Source organism: Flavobacterium sp. I-STPP5a (assembly GCF_009764685.1).
Classification (GTDB): domain Bacteria; phylum Bacteroidota; class Bacteroidia; order Flavobacteriales; family Flavobacteriaceae; genus Flavobacterium.
Window position 1 is genome coordinate 1 of record NZ_VHLM01000025.1, and the last position, 25323, is coordinate 25323.

28 protein-coding genes are annotated in these 25323 nt (G+C 29.9%); 10 read left to right on the top strand and 18 right to left on the bottom strand.

From position 1 onward, the window contains the following. Nucleotides 1-178 precede the first annotated feature (178 nt). Nucleotides 179-490: a transposase gene (locus tag FJV36_RS05970; RefSeq protein ID WP_158727651.1), complete on the bottom strand. Its 312-nt coding sequence runs from the start codon at nucleotides 488-490 to the stop codon at nucleotides 179-181. A 545-nt stretch (nucleotides 491-1035) separates the two neighbouring features. Here FJV36_RS05970 and FJV36_RS05975 point away from each other — a divergent pair. From FJV36_RS05975 to FJV36_RS05990, 4 genes are all read left to right on the top strand, one after another. After that, nucleotides 1036-1731, top strand: coding sequence for a hypothetical protein (locus FJV36_RS05975; protein ID WP_158728834.1), 696 nt, complete (start codon nucleotides 1036-1038; stop codon nucleotides 1729-1731). 540 nt (nucleotides 1732-2271) lie between these two features. Next, nucleotides 2272-3267, top strand: a complete 996-nt coding sequence (locus FJV36_RS05980; protein WP_158728833.1) for a helix-turn-helix domain-containing protein — start codon at nucleotides 2272-2274, stop codon at nucleotides 3265-3267. A 191-nt stretch (nucleotides 3268-3458) separates the two neighbouring features. Next, the gene (locus FJV36_RS05985; protein ID WP_158728832.1) at nucleotides 3459-4376 is read left to right on the top strand and encodes a DUF6731 family protein; all 918 of its coding nucleotides are present in this window, start codon (nucleotides 3459-3461) and stop codon (nucleotides 4374-4376) included. Nucleotides 4377-4382: 6 nt separating this feature from the next. Then, the gene (locus FJV36_RS05990; RefSeq protein ID WP_158728831.1) at nucleotides 4383-4853 is read left to right on the top strand and encodes a hypothetical protein; all 471 of its coding nucleotides are present in this window, start codon (nucleotides 4383-4385) and stop codon (nucleotides 4851-4853) included. Between the two features lie 92 nt (nucleotides 4854-4945). Here the strand turns inward: FJV36_RS05990 and FJV36_RS05995 are convergent, their stop codons facing one another. Next, entirely contained in the window at nucleotides 4946-5437 is a 492-nt protein-coding gene (locus tag FJV36_RS05995) for a thermonuclease family protein (protein ID WP_158728830.1), read from the bottom strand. A gap of 97 nt (nucleotides 5438-5534) precedes the next feature. Here FJV36_RS05995 and FJV36_RS06000 point away from each other — a divergent pair, with 97 nt between their 5' ends. The 5 genes from FJV36_RS06000 (at nucleotide 5535) to FJV36_RS06015 (ending at nucleotide 7366) form a co-directional block, all read left to right on the top strand. Next, entirely contained in the window at nucleotides 5535-6338 is an 804-nt protein-coding gene (locus tag FJV36_RS06000) for a hypothetical protein (RefSeq protein WP_158728829.1), read from the top strand. A 68-nt stretch (nucleotides 6339-6406) separates the two neighbouring features. Further along, entirely contained in the window at nucleotides 6407-6631 is a 225-nt protein-coding gene (locus FJV36_RS16560; RefSeq protein WP_199250889.1) for a DUF5675 family protein, read from the top strand. Continuing rightward, nucleotides 6628-6858: a DUF5675 family protein gene (locus FJV36_RS16565; RefSeq protein WP_199250888.1), complete on the top strand. Its 231-nt coding sequence runs from the start codon at nucleotides 6628-6630 to the stop codon at nucleotides 6856-6858. Before FJV36_RS16560 ends, FJV36_RS16565 begins: the two co-directional genes overlap by 4 nt. Before the next feature lie 12 nt (nucleotides 6859-6870). After that, nucleotides 6871-7134: a hypothetical protein gene (locus tag FJV36_RS06010; protein WP_034100139.1), complete on the top strand. Its 264-nt coding sequence runs from the start codon at nucleotides 6871-6873 to the stop codon at nucleotides 7132-7134. Beyond that, nucleotides 7124-7366 carry a hypothetical protein gene (locus tag FJV36_RS06015; protein WP_158728828.1) on the top strand — a complete coding sequence of 81 codons (243 nt, stop codon included), beginning with the start codon at nucleotides 7124-7126 and terminating at the stop codon, nucleotides 7364-7366. The genes FJV36_RS06010 and FJV36_RS06015 overlap by 11 nt, the downstream gene beginning before the upstream one ends. Nucleotides 7367-7540: 174 nt before the next feature. Here the strand turns inward: FJV36_RS06015 and FJV36_RS06020 are convergent, their stop codons facing one another. The 14 genes from FJV36_RS06020 to FJV36_RS06080 all read right to left on the bottom strand — a co-directional run bounded on the left by FJV36_RS06020 (nucleotide 7541) and on the right by FJV36_RS06080 (nucleotide 20884). Next, nucleotides 7541-7963 (bottom strand): hypothetical protein, encoded by a 423-nt coding sequence (locus tag FJV36_RS06020; RefSeq protein WP_158728827.1) that lies wholly within the window; start codon nucleotides 7961-7963, stop codon nucleotides 7541-7543. Nucleotides 7964-9560: 1597 nt separating this feature from the next. Further along, nucleotides 9561-10784 (bottom strand): sodium:proton antiporter, encoded by a 1224-nt coding sequence (locus FJV36_RS06025; RefSeq protein ID WP_158728826.1) that lies wholly within the window; start codon nucleotides 10782-10784, stop codon nucleotides 9561-9563. 21 nt (nucleotides 10785-10805) lie between these two features. Then, entirely contained in the window at nucleotides 10806-11642 is an 837-nt protein-coding gene (locus FJV36_RS06030; RefSeq protein WP_158728825.1) for a mechanosensitive ion channel family protein, read from the bottom strand. Between the two features lie 3 nt (nucleotides 11643-11645). Continuing rightward, complete coding sequence (locus FJV36_RS06035) at nucleotides 11646-12920, bottom strand: SLC13 family permease (RefSeq protein WP_158728824.1); 1275 nt, start codon at nucleotides 12918-12920, stop codon at nucleotides 11646-11648. Between the two features lie 8 nt (nucleotides 12921-12928). Then, nucleotides 12929-14227 carry a TIGR00341 family protein gene (locus tag FJV36_RS06040; RefSeq protein ID WP_158728823.1) on the bottom strand — a complete coding sequence of 433 codons (1299 nt, stop codon included), beginning with the start codon at nucleotides 14225-14227 and terminating at the stop codon, nucleotides 12929-12931. 121 nt (nucleotides 14228-14348) lie between these two features. Next, nucleotides 14349-15452 carry a hypothetical protein gene (locus tag FJV36_RS06045; RefSeq protein ID WP_158728822.1) on the bottom strand — a complete coding sequence of 368 codons (1104 nt, stop codon included), beginning with the start codon at nucleotides 15450-15452 and terminating at the stop codon, nucleotides 14349-14351. A 6-nt stretch (nucleotides 15453-15458) separates the two neighbouring features. Next, on the bottom strand, nucleotides 15459-16253 hold the full coding sequence (locus tag FJV36_RS06050; RefSeq protein WP_158728821.1) for a Fic family protein: 795 nt from the start codon (nucleotides 16251-16253) through the stop codon (nucleotides 15459-15461). 10 nt (nucleotides 16254-16263) lie between these two features. Beyond that, the gene (locus FJV36_RS06055) at nucleotides 16264-17160 is read right to left on the bottom strand and encodes a mechanosensitive ion channel family protein (protein WP_158728820.1); all 897 of its coding nucleotides are present in this window, start codon (nucleotides 17158-17160) and stop codon (nucleotides 16264-16266) included. Then, a complete protein-coding gene (locus FJV36_RS06060) occupies nucleotides 17157-17522 on the bottom strand; it encodes a hypothetical protein (protein WP_158728819.1) in 366 nt (121 codons plus the stop codon). Before FJV36_RS06060 ends, FJV36_RS06055 begins: the two co-directional genes overlap by 4 nt. A gap of 42 nt (nucleotides 17523-17564) precedes the next feature. After that, complete coding sequence (locus FJV36_RS16570) at nucleotides 17565-17699, bottom strand: hypothetical protein (protein WP_255470340.1); 135 nt, start codon at nucleotides 17697-17699, stop codon at nucleotides 17565-17567. A 30-nt stretch (nucleotides 17700-17729) separates the two neighbouring features. After that, nucleotides 17730-17999, bottom strand: a complete 270-nt coding sequence (locus FJV36_RS06065) for a phosphoribosylpyrophosphate synthetase (protein ID WP_158728818.1) — start codon at nucleotides 17997-17999, stop codon at nucleotides 17730-17732. A 64-nt stretch (nucleotides 18000-18063) separates the two neighbouring features. Further along, nucleotides 18064-18999 carry a universal stress protein gene (locus tag FJV36_RS06070; protein WP_158728817.1) on the bottom strand — a complete coding sequence of 312 codons (936 nt, stop codon included), beginning with the start codon at nucleotides 18997-18999 and terminating at the stop codon, nucleotides 18064-18066. A 132-nt stretch (nucleotides 19000-19131) separates the two neighbouring features. Continuing rightward, nucleotides 19132-19914 carry a hypothetical protein gene (locus FJV36_RS06075; protein ID WP_158728816.1) on the bottom strand — a complete coding sequence of 261 codons (783 nt, stop codon included), beginning with the start codon at nucleotides 19912-19914 and terminating at the stop codon, nucleotides 19132-19134. Between the two features lie 31 nt (nucleotides 19915-19945). Then, complete coding sequence (locus FJV36_RS06080; RefSeq protein WP_158980914.1) at nucleotides 19946-20884, bottom strand: universal stress protein; 939 nt, start codon at nucleotides 20882-20884, stop codon at nucleotides 19946-19948. A gap of 112 nt (nucleotides 20885-20996) precedes the next feature. Here FJV36_RS06080 and FJV36_RS06085 point away from each other — a divergent pair, with 112 nt between their 5' ends. Further along, nucleotides 20997-21683, top strand: a complete 687-nt coding sequence (locus FJV36_RS06085) for a Crp/Fnr family transcriptional regulator (protein WP_158728249.1) — start codon at nucleotides 20997-20999, stop codon at nucleotides 21681-21683. Nucleotides 21684-21804: 121 nt separating this feature from the next. On the opposite strand, the gene FJV36_RS06090 is transcribed toward FJV36_RS06085, so the two are convergent. After that, nucleotides 21805-22812 carry a YhcG family protein gene (locus FJV36_RS06090; RefSeq protein ID WP_158728248.1) on the bottom strand — a complete coding sequence of 336 codons (1008 nt, stop codon included), beginning with the start codon at nucleotides 22810-22812 and terminating at the stop codon, nucleotides 21805-21807. Between the two features lie 349 nt (nucleotides 22813-23161). Further along, nucleotides 23162-25291 carry a VapE domain-containing protein gene (locus FJV36_RS06095; protein ID WP_158728247.1) on the bottom strand — a complete coding sequence of 710 codons (2130 nt, stop codon included), beginning with the start codon at nucleotides 25289-25291 and terminating at the stop codon, nucleotides 23162-23164. Nucleotides 25292-25323 lie beyond the last annotated feature (32 nt).

The window sequence follows — 25323 nt, forward strand, 5'->3', positions numbered from 1 at the left end:
ATCGATTTAATAACCGCGTCTTGACTTACATATCCTTTAGATTTATTAAAAGTAAATTCACTAGGTTTAATACCTTTTTTATTTGAGCTTGGTCTTCGGTAATAACTACTTTGAACCATTCCTACTATAGTAATAATTTTGGTTTTACTAATCTTATGTTTACTATAAATACTATCTACTAAATCTTTCTTGGATCGGATGTCCCAAACTTTTTTTTTAAAAGTTCACGCCCAATTTCTAATTCGATTTCCTTGTTAGCTAATAATTTGCGTAGAATTCTGTTTTCTTCCTCAGCTTGCTTTAGCTCTTTACTACTAGTGTCATAAGTTACTTTTAAACCAGCTTCTCCCTGCTTCTCGTGTTTCTTCTTCCAGCTATACAAAGTGCCAGTGCTAACGCTGTATTTACGGCACGTTTCAACAACTCCTAATTCTTCTGAAAAGGATAGGATTTCTAGCTTTTCTTCTAAACTCCATTTCTTGTATTTCATATATCAAATGTACTATTTGAAATTTAAAATATCACTCCGAACTATTAAGGGGCTAAAATAAGTAGAACTTGAATATTGGAGTTTCTAACCGAATGTAAAATACAGAACTTGAATATTGGAGTTTCATTTTCAAACAAAAAAACTGAAAGTGAATTTTGCAGATTTCAATGAAAATAAAATGAAACAATCGTTTTGATACTCAAATTGAGATTAAAAAAATAAGAATAAAATTTAGCTGAGATTTAGACTCGAATTGGGCTTTTAATTTGCCAATAATAGGATAAAAATCGATTATAAATGGGAATAAAATTAGCTAGAATTTGGGCAAGAATTGGGTTTTGTGTCTGCCAAAAATAGGTTTAAAATTGATTAATAATTAAGAATATTTGCTAGAAACAACCAGCCACTAACAGCTACTACAACGGATTTGGGCATTTGGCTTAATGGGAAAATGGTTTTGTGTTTGGGATGATTTGGCAAATCCGAAAATTGGGCTTAATTTAGCCCCAAACCCGCTGTAGTAGCGGGACGTTAGCCGTCATATTATGAAAAAACTACTGAAAACAACCTTTTTACTTTCATTTCTAATTCTTTTTACAAATTGTGAAAAGAAAGTAGATGAAGTAGAATTTGAAAAAAACGTGTTAACAGAAATATTTCCAAAAATAGTTGACTCGATTTGTGTTGACAGTAGGAAAATGAATCCGCCACCGAGATTTGGAATCGAAACTTGGATCAAAGGAAATCTAATAAAAGTTGACACTTCAAAAGCCACAAGTAAAGAAAGAATTGCTTATCATAATTGGAAGAAAGAGCAAAAAAGAGTTGACAATGATACCTCAAAAATAATAATTGGTTTTGATCCATACTTATTAAATTATGGAAATGTAAGAACAGATGGTGACAGAAAATTACTAAATTCAAATTACAGTAATTTTAAATTTGATTATTCAAAAGTCAAATTAAATAGGAATTTTAAAATAAAAAGTGTTTCTGAATTTCCAAAAGCAGAAATTTTAATGCTATACGATCGAGTATTATTATATGAGCAAAAATATGATTTTGTGTTTTCTGGTGTTCTTGAAATTTCAAGAATAAAATTTAACAAAAACAAAAAAAGTGGAGTTTTAGAAGGTAGCTTTGCTTATTGCGGAAGATGCGGAAGAGGATATCGAATTTATATTAAAGAAATTAACGGGAAATGGGAAATCGAAAAAATGGAAGATACTTGGATATCGTAAAAAATACGCCGGCTAACACACGCTACAAGCAATTTGGGTTTTAGGCTTAATTTGAAGTTGGTTTTGTATTTGGAAGATTTGGCAAATCCGAATAATGGGCTTAATTTAGTCCCAAACTGCTTGTAGCGCGGGAACGTTAGGCGATATATTAGAAAATGCGACGGAAATAACATAACATATAAAAATAAGTTCTTTAAAATCTTGGAGTAGTAGAGAGTTGGTTTATTAACTTAACGCAAGAAGTTATTGTTGGTCTTGTGTGTGATTATATAATTAAAAAAATAAAACATATGAGTAAACTAATAAATAAAATCGCCGGAGGTTCAACCTTCACAATAATTTCAATCATTATTAACGTGGTATTTCTTTTTGGTGGGCAGGCCATCCCATCCAGCAGACTTGTCCAAACTGAAATTTCTTGTAAAGTTCCAACATCTATGAATCCTAGGGATTGGTAGAGGTTCGATTCCTCGGTCTGCTGCAAATAGAAAGGCTGATTCAAATCAGCCTTTCTTTATATTATTTAAACAAATAAAAAAGATGAAATTTGAATTCGATTTAGACAAAAGAGGTTATATTAAAAAAAGAGAGTCTTTTGACATTGAATACAAACAAAATTTCCAAGGAGGTGATAATCTTTTGAAATATTTGAAAACTTTATGTGGAATGGCAAACAATAAAGGTGGTCAAATTATTTTTGGAATAAAAGATAAGCCTCATATTGCTCTCGGAATGACAAATTCAAAATTTAGAGAAACTGATCCTGCAAATATTGACAGACTTATAAGAGAGTATTTCTCACAAGAGCTGATTTGGCATTCAAATATTATAGAGTTTGACAATAAAGAATTTGCTCAAATTTGCGTACAAGAAGCAGAAAACAAACCAGTTCTTTGTAAAAAAAATAAAGATTCTATCTTAAGAGAAGGTGCTATTTATTATAGATATAGAGCAGAAACTAAAGAAATTGAATTTCCAGAGTTAAAAAACTTGTTAGACAAAGAAAAGGAGAAAGAGAAAAATTTGTGGATGCAACACATTCAAAAGATTGCACAAATTGGACCTCAAAACGTTAATCTCTTTGACACTTACAAAGGAGAAATTTCTGTAGGTAATGGCAAAATTTTATTAGATAAATCAATTTTAGAAAAAATCAACTTTATTCGAGAAGGACGTTTTGCGGAATCAAATGAGGAAGGATTGCCTACTCTAAAACTTGTCGGAGAAATAGAAGGCTTGGTTGAACAAAGAATGTCAATACCAACAGACAAATTGTATCCCCTATTCACAAAGGATTTACTAGAACGTTTAGGCATAAATAGCCACGATATAAAATGCATTTTGTGGAAACTAAATCTAAAAGGTAATAGAAAATTTCATACAGAAATTTCATCAGGAAAGAATTCAAATTCTATACATAAATATTCTGAATCATTAGTTCCTTTGCTGAAACGTATGTTAAATAGAGTAGATTTTTTGAAACAATGCAAACAGGAATACAAAACATCCAACCCAAACAATAAGAAAAAAAAATAAAATACATCGCCTAACACACGCTACAAGCAATTTGGGTATTAGGCTTAATTTGAAATTGGTTTTGTATTTGGAAGATTTGGCAAATCCGAATAATGGGCTTAATTTAGTCCCAAACTGCTTGTAGCGCGGGGACGTTAGTGGCAAGCATACCACAGAATCGTTAATAAAAATCGTCAATAAATAACATAAAAATGGCAATAAGAAAAAAGAAAGTAGAATTCTATAAAGTCGTTTTAAAAACGTTGGATGACAAACTATCTGACATAAAACTCGATGAAGTTTTATCCTCTAAAGAAGTATTAAATAAAGAAGTATATTTGAAAGGAAAAGAATTAGAACTTAAAGTTTTCGCAAATAATGACGATTACCTAGTTGGTATTATCGAAACAAGTCGAAATAGTAATTTACCCCCGAAAAAAAGTAGAAAAGCAAAAACTTTATCTAAACTTGGTTTAACCGTTGACGAAGGATTAGCTTATGGTAATGTATTTCTATTTGACAAAAAAAGAAATATTTTAATGTATGAGGTTAATAAATTTGGCTGTTATCTAGACCACTTTATAAATTTCATATATTCAGCTTTGAAGGGTTCTACTCTATTTAAAAAGTTCAAAATAAAATTAGAAGTAGTTTTAACATCAGATGAATATAATCGAATTGTAAATATGAATTTTCACAAATCTGTCGAAATTCAAATTGCAAATCCTGATAAAATGATGACCGAATTTAAACATAAAAATGGGGCAATTTATGAAGTTTGTGAATCTGCAAATAAATTTAATTCATCTCGTGTTTTTGCAAAATTTGAAGTTGAAGCAAAAAAAACATCAAAAGGTTTAATCACAAAAACTGTTAGAGACGTTTTAAATGAAGTAGCTACTTTACTTCAAGGAAGATCAGCAGAGAATATTCAGAAAGTAATAGTAACAGGTTATGAAAATGATATTGAAAAGTTGCAAAAAATAGATTTAATTGCGGACAGATTTATTAGAGAAATAGCATTAGACGAACCAAGAGAAAATAACGATTTGTTAGAAAAACAAAGAACAGATGCAATAGTAAGTTTACATAAAGGTTGTATAAAAGAATTAGATGCTATTTTTGTATAATTAAGAATGGATAAAACAATTGGATATTGGATAGAAAAGCTTTCTGGATATATTTCGGCTGTTATTGTTATGTACTTTTCTTTCGAGCATTGGGAAAAATTAGAGTTCATAAAAGACGTGGATTTTTTAGACAAAATAATTTCAATAACAACAACTCTCTTTGGTTTCTTATTAGCTATACTGACTTTAATTATCCAAAGCAATAGCTCAACGATAAATAAAATGAAAAGTCACGGAAGTTTTAAAAGATTAATTTTACTAAACAAATTGACCGTTTTAACTTCAATTTTAAATTGTATCTATTCTTTAATTCTATCATTTACGACAAAATTAATAGAAGTTAAAAGCTTGACTTTATTAAAAATTGCAACAACTATAAACATCGGAATATTTTCATTTGTAATTGTTAACACATTATTATTTACAATTATTTTCTACAGAATAATACTAGAAGATGAAAAAAATGCCAGCCACTAACAGCGGTTTAGTCTTATTACACCTGTGAAGTATATATTTTATTGGTACTCACAAAAATTAAAATTCATTTAGTACAACATAAGTACAACAAATCAAAAACTTTTTATAAAGCTATAAATACCAACACTATTAAGCTGCGCTTGGCGGTTCATTGCTTGGTATTCCGCTAAACGACCACAATAATAATTATTGGTTGCTTTTGCATATCCATTTTGCAAAAGCAAATCATTTAGACATTCTCCACTTGGCAAAATCACATATCCTAATTGCCTGTTCCAGTAATCATAATAATTCTCCTGTTCTGTAACGATAGTTACAACCGTTTTTGGCGGTGCAACCGACAAAACGAAGTGTAAGGATTGCAAACCAAATTGAAGCAATAATTGAGCAGGTAAATTGCTTTTCTCTTCGTCCTCTTTCATTTTCCTATTTAACTTTACTTCTGGTGCATCTAAACCATAAAGACGGATTTCTTTTTGCATTCGAGTGAAACGATGGCTAATGATTATGCTATCGCCGTCAAGGACTTCTTCAATTTGCCAATGGGTTTCCACTATGTACGGTGCTTTTGCGTTGTATTGCATTGATTTACAGTATTTTAAGTTATTGATATTCAAAGATAATGATTGAAATTTGTCTTATGAATTTAATCTTATTATTAACAACTTAAATTTTTAAAAGATGGCAAGACAGAAAGGCGTTTTGAAGTATGTAGGAACTCTTGGAGATGTTCGACACTTCAAAATTAAAGGACAAGAAGGTTACTTTGCAGGTATGGTCGGTGGACCAACTGGTGACCAAGTAAAAACGGCTCCTGAATTCGAGAGAACTCGGGAAAATATGAATGAGTTTGGCGCTTGCGCTAAAGCTGGTAAATCGGTTCGTACTGGTTTATCTCAATTGATGAAACAAATGTCAGACAGTCAAGTTACTGGGCGTTTAACTTCAATTATGAAAAAAATCAATTTGGAAGATCAAACCGAAGCCAGAGGTTACCGAAAAATTGAAATCACAACGCAACAAAATTACTTGAAAGGTTTTGAGTTTGACAAAAACACTTCTTTGAATGGTATTTTTAATGCGCCTTATTCCTTAACCAATGCGGCAACAAGAGAAACTGCGGATTTTATAATTCCTGCCTTTAACCCAGCTAATTTGGTTAATGCACCATCTGGAGCAACACATTTTCGTTTAATTACTGCACTTTCAGTATTAAGTGATTTTGAGTACAATGCAACCACAAACAGTTATGATCCTATGGATGCTGATTTGAATGAGGTTAGTAATGTGGTTTATAGTGGTTTCTTGGATTTGTTCGCACCAATTCCAGCTACAACTATAACTGCTACTTTACCTGGTGGAGCAATTCCAACAGTAAACACTTCAGTATTGCAGTGTGTTGGAATTGAGTTCTACCAACAAGTAGGAGCAAATTATTATCTTTTTGCAAGTGGCAACTGCTTAAAAATCGAGGAAGTTTTTTAGTAATCTTTTCAGAAAATCCCTCGAACGTTTCGAGGGATTTTTTGTTTTAAAACCAATCTATCATTATTATGGAAACTAAAATAATAAGAGTTGCACAAGGCAAAGAAAGTACATTGAGCCAGTTATACATTAACGGAATTTTTCAATGTTACTTATTAGAAGATAAAATAAGAGCCGTTAAAATACCATCTGAAACGGCTATACCAAATGGTCCATTTTCATTGAAATTGAACACTTACGGAGCTAAAAATGTGGATTATAAAAAGCTTTCGGAAAGCTTCACGAAGGAATGATTGAAATTACTGGCTTACCCAATTTCAATTTTGTTTATATCCATACTGGAAACACTATAAAAGATACTGCCGGATGTCCTCTTTGTGGTTTTAGTTTTCAATTTGTTGATGGAAATTTTCAAGTTTCTCAAAGTGTTGCAGCTTACAAAATGATTTATCCAAAATTGGCTGCACTTGCAAAAGTCGAAAACAACAAAATAATTATTGAAAATAATTTTCAATTCTAAAAAGTCCGAAAAATGGAAAATATGAATAACATCACGGTACTTTTTGGAACACTTATCACATTGTTACTCTCTGTTGTGGCTTATTTTATCAAGCAATTACACACCGATTTCAAGAGTATGGAAAAAGATTTGATTGAAGTTAAAACAATGGCTTTAATCATCAAAACCGAGTTCAAAAGTGGTAACGATTTACTCAACCAAAAAGTAGAATATTTAGAAAAAAGAGTGAATAACATTGAATTAACAATTTTAAAAAATCAAGATTATGAAAAATAAAAGTTTGAATGTAGTTGAAAGAGTGAATGCTCCAACTCCAAAATGGTTTAAAACACTTCGCACTATTGGAATTGCTTTGGCATCCGTTGGTGGAATTATCATCGCCTCTCCTATTGCCTTACCTATTGGATTGGTTTCAGCAGCTGGTTACTTGGTTCTTGGTGGTAGTATTATTTCGGTGGTTTCTCAAACTGCTGTAAAATCGGAAGAAGAACCGAAAATAAACCCTTAAAACTGGTTAAAAACTAACTTCAAAGCTCCTAATTTGGGAGCTTTTTTTGTTTTTGTCAGTTTCATTTGGTCTTTTGCTTTGCTTTTCTTCGCTTTATTTAAGTGGCGCAATCATATTGCTCTTATGTATTGCTTTGCTTGGAAATAAGGTGCATACGCTGCTAAAAAAATACTGTTATTTTCGGCAATAACGGTACACTATAGCTCTGCGTAAATCACTGATTAGGTGTAAATTTTCGTAAAATTGTTTTTCTTTTTGCTCTAAAAGTTTGAGAGCTGCAACATTTTTTTGATGTTCGTCGTGTTCAACCATCATCAAACTGGCTTTTGGACTAAATTCTTTTTTGAAATCTGGCAGGCGTAAAAACGGAATAACGGAACCGACTAAATGTTGATGCCAAAATTTAGTTTTCCATAAACTAAAAGCAATAAAATAAAGGCTTTCACAATCTTCAACATTTTGAAAAATCACTACAAAGCTGTTAGTAAATGCTGTGTTCTGTGGCTTACCGCTGTTCATCCCTTTGTTAAGTACAAATAAATGGGGTTCTGTGTAAATTGTTCCAACCTTGTGGGTTCTGATTATAAAATTCATCATAGGTTCCGATTTAAAATGATGTGCCTCGCTACCACAAGCCACACATAAAATTTTTAAAAGAAAAAAAAAGAAAAAAAAGAAAGTCATCCTTCAAGTGGAGGTTTCAAGAAAAACAAGTTTTTTAGAAAAAAAATACTACCCGATAGTTCTGCGGAACGATAGTTATGATAGTTTCTAAAAATGTTCTTGCGAAACGGTATGGGTGGAGATTTTTTTTCTAAAACCCGTAGGGCTTGAACTTTTTTTTCTTGAAACCGGAACTTACCTTTACTTTCTTTTATTTATTATTTTTTTTATTTTCCTTTCAACCGAGATGTTTCTGATGTAACGGATTTTAAAAATGTTGATGAGATAAATGATGTTCTTCGGAAAGGGTATGAAATTTTAAAGGCTGAATAAAAATCCAATCCAAATAATAAAACTGCTTTTATTCGGCCTTTGAAATTTCATACTCTTTCTTACGGTTTGATTTTGTGGGTGTGATAAATTGCTTTATCAAAATTGTGAATTTTAGAAGTGAAGTTGTAAAGCAATTTATTACACTTACAAAAACAATGCAAATACGACCTAGTGCGATGAGGCAAAAGCGCAGGCAAGTGTGTCTTTTTTTATTTGCTTAACGAGATATTGTGATTGCTTTTACTATCGACTTGATGCCCATTTTTCCTTAAAAAGATAGTATTGATTATTGAATAAAACATTCTTCTGAAACCGCTAGGCATCAAGCCGATGGAAAAGCAATGTAGTTGGTGTTTCTGGCAAATAAAAAAAGATACTCTTGCTGGCTTTTTGTTGGTTTTGTGGGTAGAAAAAATGGCTTTAACCAAAGGCTAATCGACTATATAATAAAGCCATTTTTTTTACTTACAAAAGCAATGCAAAAATTACCGATGTAACCACAACGCTGATAAAATAGTTGTAAAGTTCTTGCGGTATAATTGCTTAAACTTTAAAGAAAACGTTGTTCGGAATTATGACAGTGGTTTGTGAAGGACGGTTTTTTTGAGCTGCTCTTTACGAATGTTTCAATTGTAAGATAATATTTCTAGAGCTGCTCAAAAAAGTTGTCCTGGAACAAACCACAAGCGCGTTGGCAGGTGCGGCTGTTTTACATAAATGATATTATAACTTCATTATAAAAACCAAAAAAACAATAACAACGCTTTTTAATGAATTATAATACTCAATTATGTAACACAGCTTTGGAAAAAGTTTTTGTTGACCATTTACAATTGTTTCTGCTTATTGTGAATTTTGTTGGGCGTACAAAAACTTTTTTTGGAGTGCCAATTGAAATGTAAATCTTCTCGCTTAAAACTTTAAAAAAAAATGTTATTGTTTTGCAATAATTTTATATTATACTAGAATTTTAAATTGTATTTTATTTTTTCAATTCAAATTGTATAATTACGAGTGTAGTTGTGTCGGCTTTTTGGATTTATTCTATAAAAAGTTGTTTAATCATCATACATCACTTCATTTAGCATATTATTAACTGGTATTTTTAAGATACAAAGGAAACAAATGGTACAAAAATTTTTGAATTAAATAAAAAAAAAATACTAATATGTTAAAAAATGTATAGATTTAAGTCTGCTTACTTTTTTTTAGCCAATTTTTCTATAGTCAATCCTTGTACTAAAATACTGAAAAGAACACAAAAATAAGTGGCAATCAAAAGTATATTTTTTGTTTCGCTTTCTGGTAATGATAAAACTAAAGCCAAAGAAAGTCCGCCTCGAAGACCACCCCAAGTAATTATTTTTGCTTCTTTATTTTCAAGTTTTAATAGTTTTGGAAAAAGTAAATGTGGAAAATAAACAATAAAAATTCTTGAAACTAAAACAATAAAAATTGAAAGTATTCCTAAAATAATATAACTTGTTTTAAAATCAATAACAATTAGAACAAAACCAATTATTATAAAAAGAATTGCATTAAGTATTACATCAATTAATTCCCAAAATTTATGAACATATTCTTGTGTAGTATCACTCATTGCAATTTCTTGTTTGAAATTCCCAACCATCAAACCTGTTACAACCATTGCGAGTGCGCCTGCAATATGCAAATAATTACACAATGAGTAACCACCCATTACAAATGCAATTGTCAATAAGACTTCTGTTTCATAATGGTCAATAGATTTTAATAGTAGGTGCAAAAAATATCCTAATAGTAAACCCATTAGTATTCCTCCAACGGCTTCTTGTATAAATAGAACACCAAAGTGTGATAAATTAAAACTTCCTGTATTTAAAGTATCTAAAAGTGCAATAAAAATAACTACACCAACACCATCATTAAATAAACTTTCACCTACAATTTTAATTTCTGTTTTTTTCGGAACATTTGCTTTTGTTAAAATACCTAAAACTGCAATTGGATCGGTTGGTGATATTAAAGCACCAAAAAGCAAACAAAAAATAAAATCAATTTGCAAGTTTAAAAATTGAGAAACAATAAAAAACAAACTTGCAATTAATAGCGTTGAAATTGCTACACCAAATAAAGCAAAAATTGCGATTGATTTAATCTGTGATTTTAGATTTTCCCAATTGGTATGCATTGCACCTGCAAAAAGTAAAAAACCTAAAAGAACATCCAAAATAATTTTATCAATATGAGCATTTTGAATAATTAGTTTAATTTCAGCAAAAGGTAATTTTAGCCATATTTTTGAACTAAAAACAAGTATTGATAGTATAGTTGAAAGCAAAAACAAACCAATAACAAACGGAAGTTTCAAATATTTTTGATTTATATAAGCAAAACTTGCCGAAAGGCAAATTAAAATTGTTAGAGCAAGATATATATTCATATAATTTATTATTCAATATTGTTAAGTTGTTTTTTTGTTATTATCAAATATTTCTAAATTTGCAGTAGCAAATTTAATATTATTAGCATTAAATTGTTTCAATATTTCATATCTCAAATCACTTTTTAAGAATCCAATTCTAAATACTTCATTTGTGTAATATAATAGCTCAAAATGTAGTCCAATTGTGTCAATATCTGAAAGTCTTACTTTTGGAAATGCCTCCTCGGCTTTAATTATATCTTTTTGTTTTAATGCCGCATTTATTAATATTTCTTGAATTAGTTGTACATCCGCATTGTGGTCTACAACTATTTCTATTCTAAATCGTCTAAAAAAACTTGCGTAACTTGTATTTATTATTTCATCTTTAATAAAAAAATGATTTGGCACAATAATTTCTTCTTCATCTCGTGTTAATAAAACAGAAGTTCTTAATGATATTGACTTTACTTTTCCTACTTTATCTTTTAATTCTAAAATATCTCCTACTCTAATTTTTCTTTCAAACAAAATAATAATTCCTGAAATGATATCATAAAATAAACCTTGCAATCCAAATCCTATACCTACTAATAGCGCGGCTGAACCAGTTACTAAAATACTTATATCAAAACCAGCTATTTTTATTGAACTTATTATTCCAAATATGTATATTAAATACTTAACCAATAGGTATATAGAAAGTCTTCGTCCTTGCTCCAATTCGTCAATTTTTTTGTTATTGAGAATTTTACTTTTAATCCTTGTAAGGAAAATGTATATTGAAATAAATAGTGCTAAAATGATAATGATATTAGCCAATGGTAACGAGTAGTCGCCATATTTAATGATGTTATATTTTAAGAAATCATTCATATTTTAAAATTTCCAAATTAAAGGTACTGCAAAAAGTATTATTATTAAAGCCAAAAAAGTTAATGCGCCACCGATTTTTATAAAATCTAAAATTTTATATTTTCCGGGTTTAAAAACTAATAATGATGCTGGTTCAAAAGGTGCTATCATTGAAATAGATGCAGAAATTATAACTGCAACTGCAAATGGTCGTGGATTTATACCCAATTCAGCTGCTGATTGAAGTGCAATGGGAAGTACCACTAAAACCGATGCTGCATTAGACATTGGCTGGGTGAGCAAAACAGTTATTATCATAAAACCAGCCATCAAACCATAATTACCAAATGGCAAAAGTAATTCTGTGATCTTTTCTGCCAAAAACTTATCACCACCCGTGTTTGTTAAAGCTATTCCAAAGGCACTCATCCCTCCAATTAAAATTAGCAACCTCCAATCAATGCTTTTTCGTAGTGCCATTTCTGGAATTGATTTGGATAGATAAGCAATTAATGCAGTTATCATAAATGAAATACTTATAGGTATTATTTTAAGTGACCCAATTAGTATAGCTACGATAAATAATAAAAAAATGTATAATCCTTTTTTTAAATTTGGTTTAATATGACTAGTAAGACTATTACTATCTTCAGCATTATCGAAATTTTTAATGTCGATATTTGACAATGCGACTTCTATGTTATTTGGCAACATTTTTTTTCCAATTGTAATCATAAAAATAATTCCAAGTAATAATATAGGCAACCCAATTGGTAATAATTCAAACATTCCGATAGGCTGCAATCCTTTACTAACAATATAACTACTACCTGCCACATTTGTTGAAGTACCAATAAGTGTGCAAGTACCGCCCATTAATGAAGCAAAAGCCATTGGCATTAACAATTTTGACGACCGAATATTTAGTTTTCTGGCTAATATAATTACTGGGGAAATAAAAATTGACACAATTGCAGTATTGTTCATAAAAGCAGATAATACGCCTGTAATTATCATAATAATGGCAATCAACAGCGATTCATTAATTGATTTTAGTTTATTGAATGGGCTGATTATATATTCTATAACTCCATTATATTTTAAAACGCCGCCAATTATAAAAATAGAAACCAACATAATAATAAAATCATTTCCAAAACCTTGAAATGCTTCATTACTAGTTATAATACCCGAAAAAACAAGTAAGCACAGTGCAATAATTACTACGATTTCGGGCGAAAGCCATTCGAATGAAAAAGCGACAATAACAAGTAACAATAAGATTAAAACAAATACCATTTTATAATTTATTCGCTGACAGTTAAAATAATTTTTTCAAGTTTATACTTCTCTTGCAGCCAATTTTTCAATTTCACTTTGTCATCTTCAATTAATTTTGGTTGTGCGTTATAAAACAGCGTTGTCATTACAATTGTTGTGTTAGTAGTTGCAATATTTTGATTTGAAAGCGAAACTGAATTTATATTTGGGAAAATAGTTTTTATTTCAGAAAACAATTGTTTATTATCAAAAGTGTTTTCTAGTAATTTTTGCTCTAATTCTGCAATTCTTACATCTTTTTGATTCTGAACGGTTCCGTTTTTATTTACTTCGTTTAGAATATCATTTTTAAGATTTTGCAAATTATCTGATGAATTTTGTTTAATTAAAAGTTTGGTGTTCTGAAGTCCATATTTTTCTAATTTACTGTTTAGTTTGATGATTTCATTTTCAGAATAGTTTTTTTTCAAAAAAGCCAATTCTATAGTTCTTGGATTTACATTGTAATTAATTTTTTTAAAAACCAATGTGTTGCCATTTTCAACAAATTCTTTTTCTATATATAAGTTGGCATCTTGTTTAAAATGTTGTTCTTTATACAAGTTATAGGCAAAAAAAGAGCTTGGTATAAGCATTACTAAAACAATTGCTGTGATGCCATATTTTACTTGTTTTTGATGCTTAATATCAACTTGTTTAGAAGCTGGATAATTCAAATACTTTACAATACTAAAGGTGGCAATACATATAAAAACACAATTAATACAGTATAAAAATAATGCTCCAATAAAGAATTTATAATTGCCTGTTGCAAGCCCATAACCTGCCGTACAAAGTGGTGGCATTAATGCGGTTGCAATTGCAACACCAGGAATTGGATTTCCTTTTTCTACTCTTGTTATTGCAATAACTCCAGCCAAACCACCAAAAAAAGCAATAAGCACATCATAAATATTTGGAGAAGTTCTAGCTAATAATTCAGATTGAACTTCCTTAAAAGGACTTAAATAAAAATAAATTGTTGCAACTATTAAACTAGCAATTGTAGCTATAAGCAAATTTTTAAGTGATTTTTTTAAAAGTATAAAATCATAAACTCCTAATGCAAAACCTGCACCAACAATTGGCCCCATTAAAGGCGAAATTAACATCGCTCCGATAACAACGGCTGTTGAATTTACATTTAAACCAACCGAAGCGACCATAATAGCACAAACCAAAATCCATAAATTAGAACCAGTAAATGAAATATTGTTTTTTACAATTTCTAGCGTTTTTTGGTTTGTTTCTTCACCTTCGTGAAGGTTAAATAAGTCTTTTATCATTTTATTTAATTTTAATTAATTTGTAAATTTACATTATATTTTATAGTTATTATTTATTCTTTTAAATCAATTTTGCGAATATTTTATTGTATTTGCATTTTTTTGAATAAGAATCATAATATTATTTTACTGGCTGTAAAAGGGTTAATGGTTTCCAAGTAATAAAAGGAAGTATTTTTGATTGATGTTTTTTAATAGTAGATAAATGCAATACATCACTTATTTTTTCATCTTTGGCGAATTGTTGGTTCGCTCTGTGTAAACTTTCATATTCTGGTATGATTGCATAATTATCTAAAGATAATAATTGCTCTCTAGCAAAATCAGCATTGGCAATATTAATAGACAAGCCTGCTTTATGAATGGCTAAAAACATTTTTATAGTTTCTGCCAAACGGCTATTACCAGTTGGGTAAATTTCTACCATAAATTTTGTATTGTCGCCATACACTGGTCGCTTTACACTTAATTGAATGTTAGAGGCATTGCCTCCTCGCATTATTTCCCAAGGATGTCCTCCTGTTGTTTTTTTTGAATGTTTACCATCTATCCAATCGGCAAATTCTTTCTCTGATGTTGGATCAATATCCAATAAACCTTCGTGCCTATTATCGGCATAGGTTTGATATAATTTTCTGCCTGATAAATTATTTGTTTTTGAATGAACAGCACTATATGCTTTTTTACAATAGTCAAAATAGGTATTTGCACTCATTGTATCTACATAATTTTTGCTGTACTCGCTAACTTTTCTTGATGCTACGAGTGAACAGAATATTTTACTATTGCTACTACCTACATCATATTTTAGAGCATTAAATTCGACAAAATAATTTTGCACAATAGCCGATGAAACGATACCTTTTCTATAGATAACGGGATAGTTTTTGTGTACAAAAGCGTTGGCAGTTATCCAATTGTTGCTTACTTTTTGTAACCATTCATTAGCTAATGTGAAAATATTTTCCCATTGTTTAACAGATATAACATTAGTAAATGAATTTACCTCTTTAGGTATCTCTACCCTTTTTTTAGCAGGTTCTACTTCCAAACTATAATTGTTTATCAAATCATAAATGTAATATACACCTTTATAATAACTCACTCTAAAGTAATACCATTTTCTTTTACCATTGCTAAAAATGATGTGCCAAGCTGGGTCAGTATCTAATTGATACTGAAAATTTTGTAATTGTTTTATAAATTCTAATACTTGTTCTTGCATTATTTGTCAATTATTTTTTTTAGTAATTCTATGCAATCCAATTTTATCAATACTTTCTAATAGTAAAGAAGTGCTTGTCAAGAGTATATCTAATTGTTGCTCAAAAAATAAATTAGTATGATCATTCCATAAAGTAGGTTCTTTATCTAATGCTTTAAAGCTGTTAGAAAGTGCGTTAATATAATCTTTTTTTTGGGTTATTTCTTCAATAAAAATGGGTGGATACAATTCAAACATTAACATCCAGTTTTTAGCAATTCTTGTAACTCTGCCATTACCATCTGCAAATGGATGTATTCTAATCATTTCGTGGTGTAGATATATAGAACGAATTATTGGGTTTGAAATAGTATTTATATTGTAAAATAACTCACTCATTAAGCTAGGTATAACATTTGGTTGAGGGCAACTATGTTGACCAACAATTACTTCTGTCTGTCTATATTTATTGGGATGAATTGCATTTGTTTCAGGGCTAATTAACCTTAATAATTGAAATAACTGTATTTCGTTTTCAAAATCTATTTGGTCATTAATTTCATCAGTAATAAACTCAAGACTTGCTTTTAGATTTGTTAAATACTCTTGGGCTTCTTCTTCATTTTGAGCTTCCATTTGAGCATTTTTTAGGGCTACTAATTGTTTAATATTGATTAAACTATTCAAATAGATATCTAATACATCATCTGCTTTGTGATAACGACTAAAAATGACTAATCGCAAAACAGCTTTTAATATTCGATCTATCTTGTCAATTTTGCTTTGATTTATTTTAATGATTTCAATTGGTAATAGTTGCATATTTAAGTTTCTATTTGCTAAATGATACTTTAATTTCTGGAGCTTCAACCAAATGAAAAGTTGCCGATGCAAATTTTACTTCTGTACCAGTGGCTTCAACTGCCTGTAATATTTGAGTGTACAATTCATTTTTGGTGCCACGACGTTTTTTGTAATGTACCGTATATCGAACAGTATATTCTACCCAATTGTCATTGACTACCAATGTTATCATTGGAGTTGTTTGGGCATCTTCTATCATATATTTTGACACTAAACCTTTCCACTTGTTTTGTGCTTCTTGGCTGTATTCCTTTACAACTTCATTAGCAATTTCGGTCATAATACTTTCTGCTTTTTTGTAGTTACTGCCAAACATAATAGGAATCTTAATTTCGTCCCATAAATAAGGAAAATCGCCAGAGTAGTTAAAAACTGGTTCTTTAAAAACAAAACTATTAGCAATTAATACTAATCGACCATTGTATAAATCGCCATCAACCCATTCGCCTGTTTCCATAATAGTAGTACGCAAAACGCCAATATCAATAACATCGCCTTTAATACCGCCAAGTTTTACACGATCACCAGTTTTATAAAATCCGCCAAACATTATGGCTAGCCAACCTGCAACTGACGCAATTACTTCTTGCAAAGCAAAAGCAATACCCGCACCCGCAACTCCAAATGCGACGGTTAACCCGCCTAGTTTATCGCTGTAAACTACCGACAGCATTACAATCATTAAAATAAAACCTACAAAATCGATTAATTTTTTTGTTTTATGCCGTGATGAATTGTCTTCAAATTGATTTGATAATTTACCTTTTGCAATTTTGCTAATAATAAAAATGATAATTATTCCAATCATTGCTACTACAATTTTACCAACTGTAGCATTAAATAAATAAGTTTCTATTTCTTTCATTTAAGTGTTTTGTTTTGATATTCTACTATTAATGTTCCTAATTTAGAGTTAAAACCCATAATGGGTGATGCAACTACAAGCGTACTATCATTTATACTTTCAACTTTTGTTTCTTGAAATTGCAAATAATTTGATTTCCCAAAGCTTGAAAATAATTTTCCTTCTTGTTTCTTATTGGTAGCACTTACAACAACACCTTTATTATTGCAAACAATTATCGATTGAAAACCTTTTTCTTTAACCATATCAATAGCATACAAATTTACTTGTTCTAAATTGTTTGTCATCAATTCTTTTCGTATTGCCCAAATGTACGCTTTTGATAACTGTTTTAGTCCTTCTGTTTTATTTTCTGTTATCAAATTATTTGCATTACTTTTTAAAGTTGTAATTTGGTTGTTTTTCTATAACCATAAAATGATTAATGAAAGAGCCAAAATCAACAATAATCCGTTTTTAAAATAGCGTAATAATTTTGCTCTCATAGTTTCATTTATTGTTGCTAATTCTATTTTTGTTATAGCTTTTTTGTTTTCCATCGTAGTTGATTTTGTTGAACTAATTAAATTTTATTTTTGCTCTAAACCGCATAAAAATTTATCAATACAAGCGTCACTATGCACACCATACGCATCTATTACTAATGATTTTCTTGACCCATCTTTTTTTCTTATTGCATATAGTATCGAGTTATCTGATGGACTTGAATTACCTTCAAATCTGTGTATTTCACAAATATGCCATTCCTCTGAAATTAATGTTTCAAATTCATTTGGCAATATCTCAGAAGTATAACCTTTTGCTTGTAGTGCATTTACTACTGAGGACAATGTATCCATTTTTTATTTATTTTTTTATTCTATTTTTTATTTTTTTTATTACATCGACGTCTTTCAAAATTATTTAGTAAATTGGTTGTATAGTAAGAGGTGCATAACTACTTGCTTGTGCTACCGCATATTGTTGAACTATTTCAACCAATACAGGAGTAAGTTCGGGTTTTACAGATAGTACAGGTATTTTAGAATGATTGATGATTTTTTGCGTATAATTACCCTTAAAAAATTGGTACCATTTTTTATCCAATGTAGCATTAATTATCATTAAATCATCGTTGCGTTTATTGGCAACAGCTAAAATAGTATCGGCAATATCTGTGCTTTGTACGGCTTCATAGGTCATATAAGTTGCATCGTGATTTATTGCTTTTTTTACAGTATCAAAATCGACATTTACTGCATATCTTTCTTGCATATCATTTTCAAAAGCTACACCTAATATATGAATTACAGCGTCGTTTTTTTCTACAATTGGTTTTATATAATCGTATTTTTCTATTACACCGTCTACCGCTCTTATTGGAAATAGAATACTATTAAACCCTGTTTTGTCAAAAGATTGTGGAATGCTTAATACTGGGCAAGTTGCCGATTTTATTACATCGTAAGTATTACTGCCAGCAAAAAATTCTTTAAAGCCATTTGCTCCGTGTGTACCCATAACTACTAAATCAATGTTATGTTCAATTACATAATTGTCAACAATTGAAGATACACTTCCAACCGCACAAAAGGTGTTAACATTGATACCTTGCACACTTACTATTTTTTGTTCGTGTACCAATAAATTAGTAGTACCAATATTTACCATTGTTGATTGCAAATCCACCATACTGCCTAATACATTATAGGTTCTGCCAAAATAGATAGGCTCGACAGAATGTAATAAATGTAAGGTGGCATTATGCCTTTTAGCCATCCCGATGGCTACTTTTAATGCGTTATTGGCACAATCTGAAAAATCAGTTGGTACTAATATGTTTTTGATTTCGTACTTCATTTTTTAAAATTTTATTTTTGTTATTAGATAAATATGTTGAATTAATATTGTGGTTTTACCCACATTTTTTTTGTGTTTGTTTATGTTCAGGCTTTTATAAATTGCATACTGGTAAACTGGGTTTCAAATAAATTACAGCGTTGGCTTCATCAACTTTTCTTGTTTCGTCTTAACTATTTCCAATTTTTCTGACAAACCTTTAATTTTAACTTCCAGATTTTGATTGTTTAATTTTGATTCTCTATTTTCACTTTCCAAAGATGCCTTTTTAGATGTCAGTTTATTCAATTTAGATGTTTTTTTGATTTTTGCATCAGAATCATCATATTCTGAAACTTTATTTTTATCTAAATCTAAATTTATTTTGTTTATGCTTTTTTCGTTTTTATTAATAGATTTAGTTTCATTCAAATTTTCTTTTTTTAATTTTGTAATCGATTTATTCAAACTTTTACCTTCTTCGGTATAATAGTCATTTAATGTTTCGTATAAAAATCTATTCATTATTTTTTCCATTGCATTAAATCCGTTTACATAATTTTCTTCACCCAAGAAAATATCATATCCGTATGATGCAAATAATTTCATTTCAGAACCTGTTGGGGTTTCTGCAATTCGGGTATATAAATTAAAACGTTTTTTTGAAATTGAAGCTATTGTTACATCTTCTGCTTTTAATATTTTATCGTCACTAAAAATACCAATACCATCAATTTTTATGTTCAAATTTTTCTTAGCATATTTAACCCAAGCATTTTTAAGATCTTTTTCAGATTGGTCAACATCTGATACTAAACAAGGTCGCAACTTGTTTTCATAACTAATTTCAGATTTTTTAATTTCAAAAGTTTGTGCATTGGCATTTATAAAAATAAATAATAATGCGATGTTGAAAATATTTGTAATTGTTTTCATAATTTCTTACTGTTTTAAAGATTAGATTTTTTTAATTTTTTGTTGCTAAATTTAATGGTTGATATTGTTGTGCTCTTGAATACACAACTTTTAAAGCAGTTTCCACAGTTTCTTGAGTAATTCCGGGTTTAATGCTTAAAACTGGTGTTCTTGATTGGTTAACAATGTTATGTGTAAAGGTATTTCCAGAAAATAAATGATACCATTTTTTATCCAATGTTGCATTGATAATTATTAAGTCTGCTTTTTTTGAATCGGCAGTTTGCAAAATCGTTTTTTCTATATCGGTACTACTTAATACTTCATAAGAAACCACATATCCACTTGAATTAATTTTTCTTTTAATGTTTTGAAGTTCTTCTGTTATAGGATATATTTCTTCATTATTTTCAGGTTCAAAAACACCAAGTAGATGAATGCTTGCCTCATTTTTTTCAATAATTGGTTTTACATAATCGTATTTTTCTTCAATTCCTTCTACAAAACGAACAGGAAAAAGTATCGATTTGAAACTTGTTTTTCCAAAAAATGGTGGAATACTCAAAACAGGGCAACTCGATTTTTTAATAATAGTCATCGCTGTCGAACCCAAAACAGTTTCATCATAACCTGTAATTCCGTGTGTACCTATTACAGTAATATCAATATTATTTTTTTTCTCATATTCCTCAATAACGCTATCAATCAATCCTACTTCTACACTTGAAACAACTTTAAGAACAGTGTTGTTTACAATTGACATTTCGTGCTTTATCATATTTAATGTTGAAATTTTCAGCATTTTTTTCTGAATGTTTATCATTGTACCAGCAACATTAACAAATTTTCCAAAAACCATTGGTTCAACAATATTCAATAAATGTATTGTTGCACTATGTCGTTTTGCCATTTCTATGGCTACATTCAAAGCAATGTTAGCACTTGCCGAATAATCTGTTGGTACTAATATGTTGTTTATTCTAAAATCCATACTATTATTTTTTAAATTATTTTTAATCAACTCTTGATTATTATTTTACAAAGTTAAATTACCTTTATCAGCTAAATATTGACAGCCGTCAACCAATTAAAAATAATTCATTATGAGTTTAGAACTTTCAAAATATTTATTCAAAAGCAATATTCTTTTAGAGAAAGTAAAAGACATTTACATTAATGATTTAGAAGATATTAAAACCATAATATCTTTTAAAAAAGGAGAAATTTTATACGAAGAAGGTGCTGTTCCTAAAGCAGTTTTTAGACTCCAAACTGGCAAAGTAAAAATTGAGCAATTAAATCCTGATGGTAAAACAAGAATTGTTTATGTATATTCCGTTGGAGAATTTTTTGGGTTCAGACCATTATTATGTAATGAAAATCATCCTGTAACTGCAATTTTTCTTGAAGATAGTCAAATTGAATTGTATGATGGAGCCAAATTTATTGAAATAGCAAAAAAATCGCCCAATTTATCATTCAATTTATTAGAAATTTTAAGTTATGAATTTAATGTTTGGATAAATTTAATTTCGTCTTTGTCACACAAATCGGCTAAAGAAAAGATAGCATTGATTTTACTTATTTTAAACGAAAAGTACAAGAATAAAGATAATATTTCAGAAATAACAATGACCAAAGCCGATATTGCAAAATACAGTGAAACATCCGAAGAGACTGTTGTAAGAGTTATTGGTTTTTTTGAAAGCGAAAATATATTAATCAATAATGGTCGCTCTATTGAAATTAAAAATCATAAATTATTATCTATTTTAGCAGAAGGTTTTTAAATCTTTGAAACAAAAAATTGAATCAAGGCATAATTTTAATTGATATTCACTTTTTACAGAAATTAAATATTTACAAAATTTATAAATGACATCAATGCCTTTTTTATCTATTATTGTTACTTTATTCCTTTTCGTCTCCAAAAATATCCAACTCTTTTTTTACCTCTTCCAGTAATTGTTTTTCAGTTGGAAGATATAAATGATATTGACTTGCTATGATGTTTTTATTGTTTTCAGGCAATGAGAATTTTACCACACCATCGTTTTTCTTGGCGCAAAGTAATATTCCGATAGTTGGGTTTTCATTTTCGGTTTTCTCTACTCTGTCGTAATAGTTTACATACATTTGTAACTGTCCAATATCTTGGTGGGTTAGCTTTTCGGTTTTGATTTCGATAATTACAAAGCATTGCAGTAAACGATTGTAAAAAACTAAATCTATGAAGAAATCATCGCCATCGATATGAATTCGTTTTTGCCTTGCTACGAATGCAAAACCATTTCCTAACTCTAAAAGAAAATCTTGAAGGTGTGTGATAATCGCACTTTCTAAATCTTTCTCGTAATATGAAGATTCTCTTTTTAATTCCAAAAATTCTAAAAACATCGGGTCTTTAATAATTTCTCTAGCATCGGATGGTTGTTTCTCATTTCTTGCAACGGCTAGTACATTTTTTTTATCACTGCTCATTAACAATCTCTCGTATAAACTACTATCGATTTGCCGTTCTAATTGTCGAGATGTCCAATTATTTTTCGCACTTTCTGCAATGTAAAAATCTCTTTTATCTTGATTATCGAGTGCTAAAAGTAATTTATATTGAGTCCAACTCAATTGTGTCCGCAGTGCGGACACAATTGGGAAGGTTCGATAAAACTGACGATACCAGTTCAATTGACGATAAGAAAATCCTGTTTTATATATTGGCTGTAATTCTTCAGCAAGATATTTAATTAAATAAGTCCCATAATCTGCTCTATCTTTTCCTTGTTGCTCTTCTTCAAAAATACGTTTACCTATATTCCAGTACATTAATGTTCGTTGGTAGTCAACAGCTTTTATTGCAGTGTCTTTAGCATTTGCAATAATAGATTTGATTTCACTAATAATAGATTGATTAATGAGCATTTTAGGGTTTTGGGTAAAATTAAAAATTATATTGTACAAACATAGTAAAAAGCAATGGAATGTAAAAGAATGAAATTGAAAAAGGATAGGCAGGATAACCAAAAAAAGATAGAAACATTTTTTATTTTATTTTGAATACAAAAAACCGATTTAAGTGGCTGTTTAAGTGCAAAGTAATCCAACCTATTCACTGTTTTGCTTTAATTTTATTGTAAGTTTTCCGAAAGTTAAAACTGTAAAAAAACAAAATATGTTTGTGGTAAAATTTGGTTATCCTGCCTATCCATTCAAAAGAATAAGAAAGAGTGCATTTAATACCATTTTTTAAAATCTTGAAATTTATTATTTACTACTCGGTTTCAAGTTCTTTATTTTTCATATCCACTTCTTCAAAAGTTAGTTCTTTAACTGCGTAAACATATCCTGTTTTCTTACTGATTTTTATGAAATTGTGTTTTTTTAATGCTTTACCAAGTTTGTTTATTGTTGCATCATTCAAGTTTAATTTTGTTCTTTCGGCAAGTTTGGCAGCTATCTGTGAAGCATTTAAAAATAGTGTTGCATTTTCTCTTTCGATTGGTTCAAACCAAGTTAAAAGCAATTCTTCTTCTGGGCTTCGGAGTTGGTATTGTTCATTGTTTGCAGTTATTGATTTGATTTCTTCCTGGTCAAACCAATGTCTAAACCCACTTTTGAAAAGAAACAATGCTTGTGAAAATGCTAAATTTATATCCACTTCGTGTTGGTATTGTATGCCTTCTAACTCAAAACAAAGAAATCTTCTGCTACCTGTACTATCATTTAAAAATTGTGCAGTATTGACACTACCTGCAAACGATGCACGTCTTGGCATTGTTTCGTTGTTGTGTCCGTAGGCTTTGCGCATTCTAATTTGAGTTTTAGTAATTATCTCTTTTAAACTGCCAATTTCGGAACGGTTTAGGTTTTCTAATTCGTCAAGATTTATAAGCATACATTCTGCCAATTGAACTAAAGTGTCTTTGTTGTTCGGGTTGATAGTTCCAGAAAATAAATACTCCTTCAATTGTTTTGGAACTAAGCGTTCTACCCAAGTTGTTTTTCCTAATCCTTGTTTGCCACTAAATACAATAACTGTATGGTTTATAACTTTATCATCAAGCACACAACCGACCATTGCTACCAACCATTTTTTAAAACACTGCTGCCAAAGGTCTTGTTTTGTTGTGGTTATGGTGTTGGCTAATTGGGTTATATAATCTTGCGATTCATCATATTTAGGTAAATTATAAAAATAATCTTCGAATGGATTGAACATTGGGCAAAAGTCGGAATGTAATAAATTTCGTAATGATGAAAGATTTGTTTTGATTCGACCTTTTAAACATTCTCTAAGCATTGAGTTTTCAATAAAATCGTTCATTACATTCCATTTTTTTTTAGCCCCACCTAACCTCCCCAAAGGGGAGGGACTGCTGCAAATTTGGAATTCTAATTTGCCTGAAACTATATTATGTCGAAAAACATATCTTGTTGATAAAAAGTTTTCGAGTTTGTCAATTTGAGTAGCTCTCGGTTTTTCATCGTCGTCGTCATCTTCATCATCTGTATTCTTGCTACTTTTTTTCTTTTGTTTTTCATTTTGTATGTTAAGTTTTTCTGATTTACCAAATTCGTGGATATTGCCGTAGGCACTATTAACGGTTTGGGTTACTTCTTTTTCATTATAACCAAAATCGGTTAAAATATAACTTAATGCTTGTTGCAATGAAACGCCTTTACGGTTCAAATTGCACGCTAATTGATGCACAAAAACATTACGACTTCCATCTATATATTGTGCTTTTTTTTCTGTGAAATTTAAGCAATGATTGTAGATTGCTTCGCAGTTGTCGGTTGTTAGTTGTTGGTTGTCAGTTGTTGGTTTGCTTTCGTTTAAAAAAGGCATTTCGACTGCGCTCGATGTGACAAAGGTTTTAGAATTTTCATTTAGGTATAAATTTTCATCCCAAGAATAAAAACATAGTCTTGTTATATCTTTGCCCGATTTGTCAATTTCTAGTTTTAAAATAGTTTCATAATGTGCTTGAACTTTTAGAAACGTTTCTTTGTGTTCGGTTTTTGATGTATCGATTTTTACTAAAATTTTCAAACCGTTTCCCGATGGACTAATAAAACTCGCAAAAGTAAACTCCGATTGATTGGCCAAATGCTTTGCATTTTGCAAATCTATTTCACTTAACTTGTCGATGTCAAGTATTAAGAATTGGGAATATTCAGTTAGAAATTCTAATTTTCTACCACCAATAAATTTACCTGAAGGTGTGAATGCTGGAAGTGATTTTTTGGCTTTTTCGTAGGCTTCTAATTTGTTTTCAGATAGCGATTTACGCAAGTAAATAATACCTGGTTTGTACTTTCCTGTTTTAATTTCGTCCAGAATTGCAGTGATTGTTTTGTGTTCTATAACTTCGTTGAAATTCTTAAATATTGATACCATCTTTTACGGTTTATAGTTGTTGGTCGGTGGTT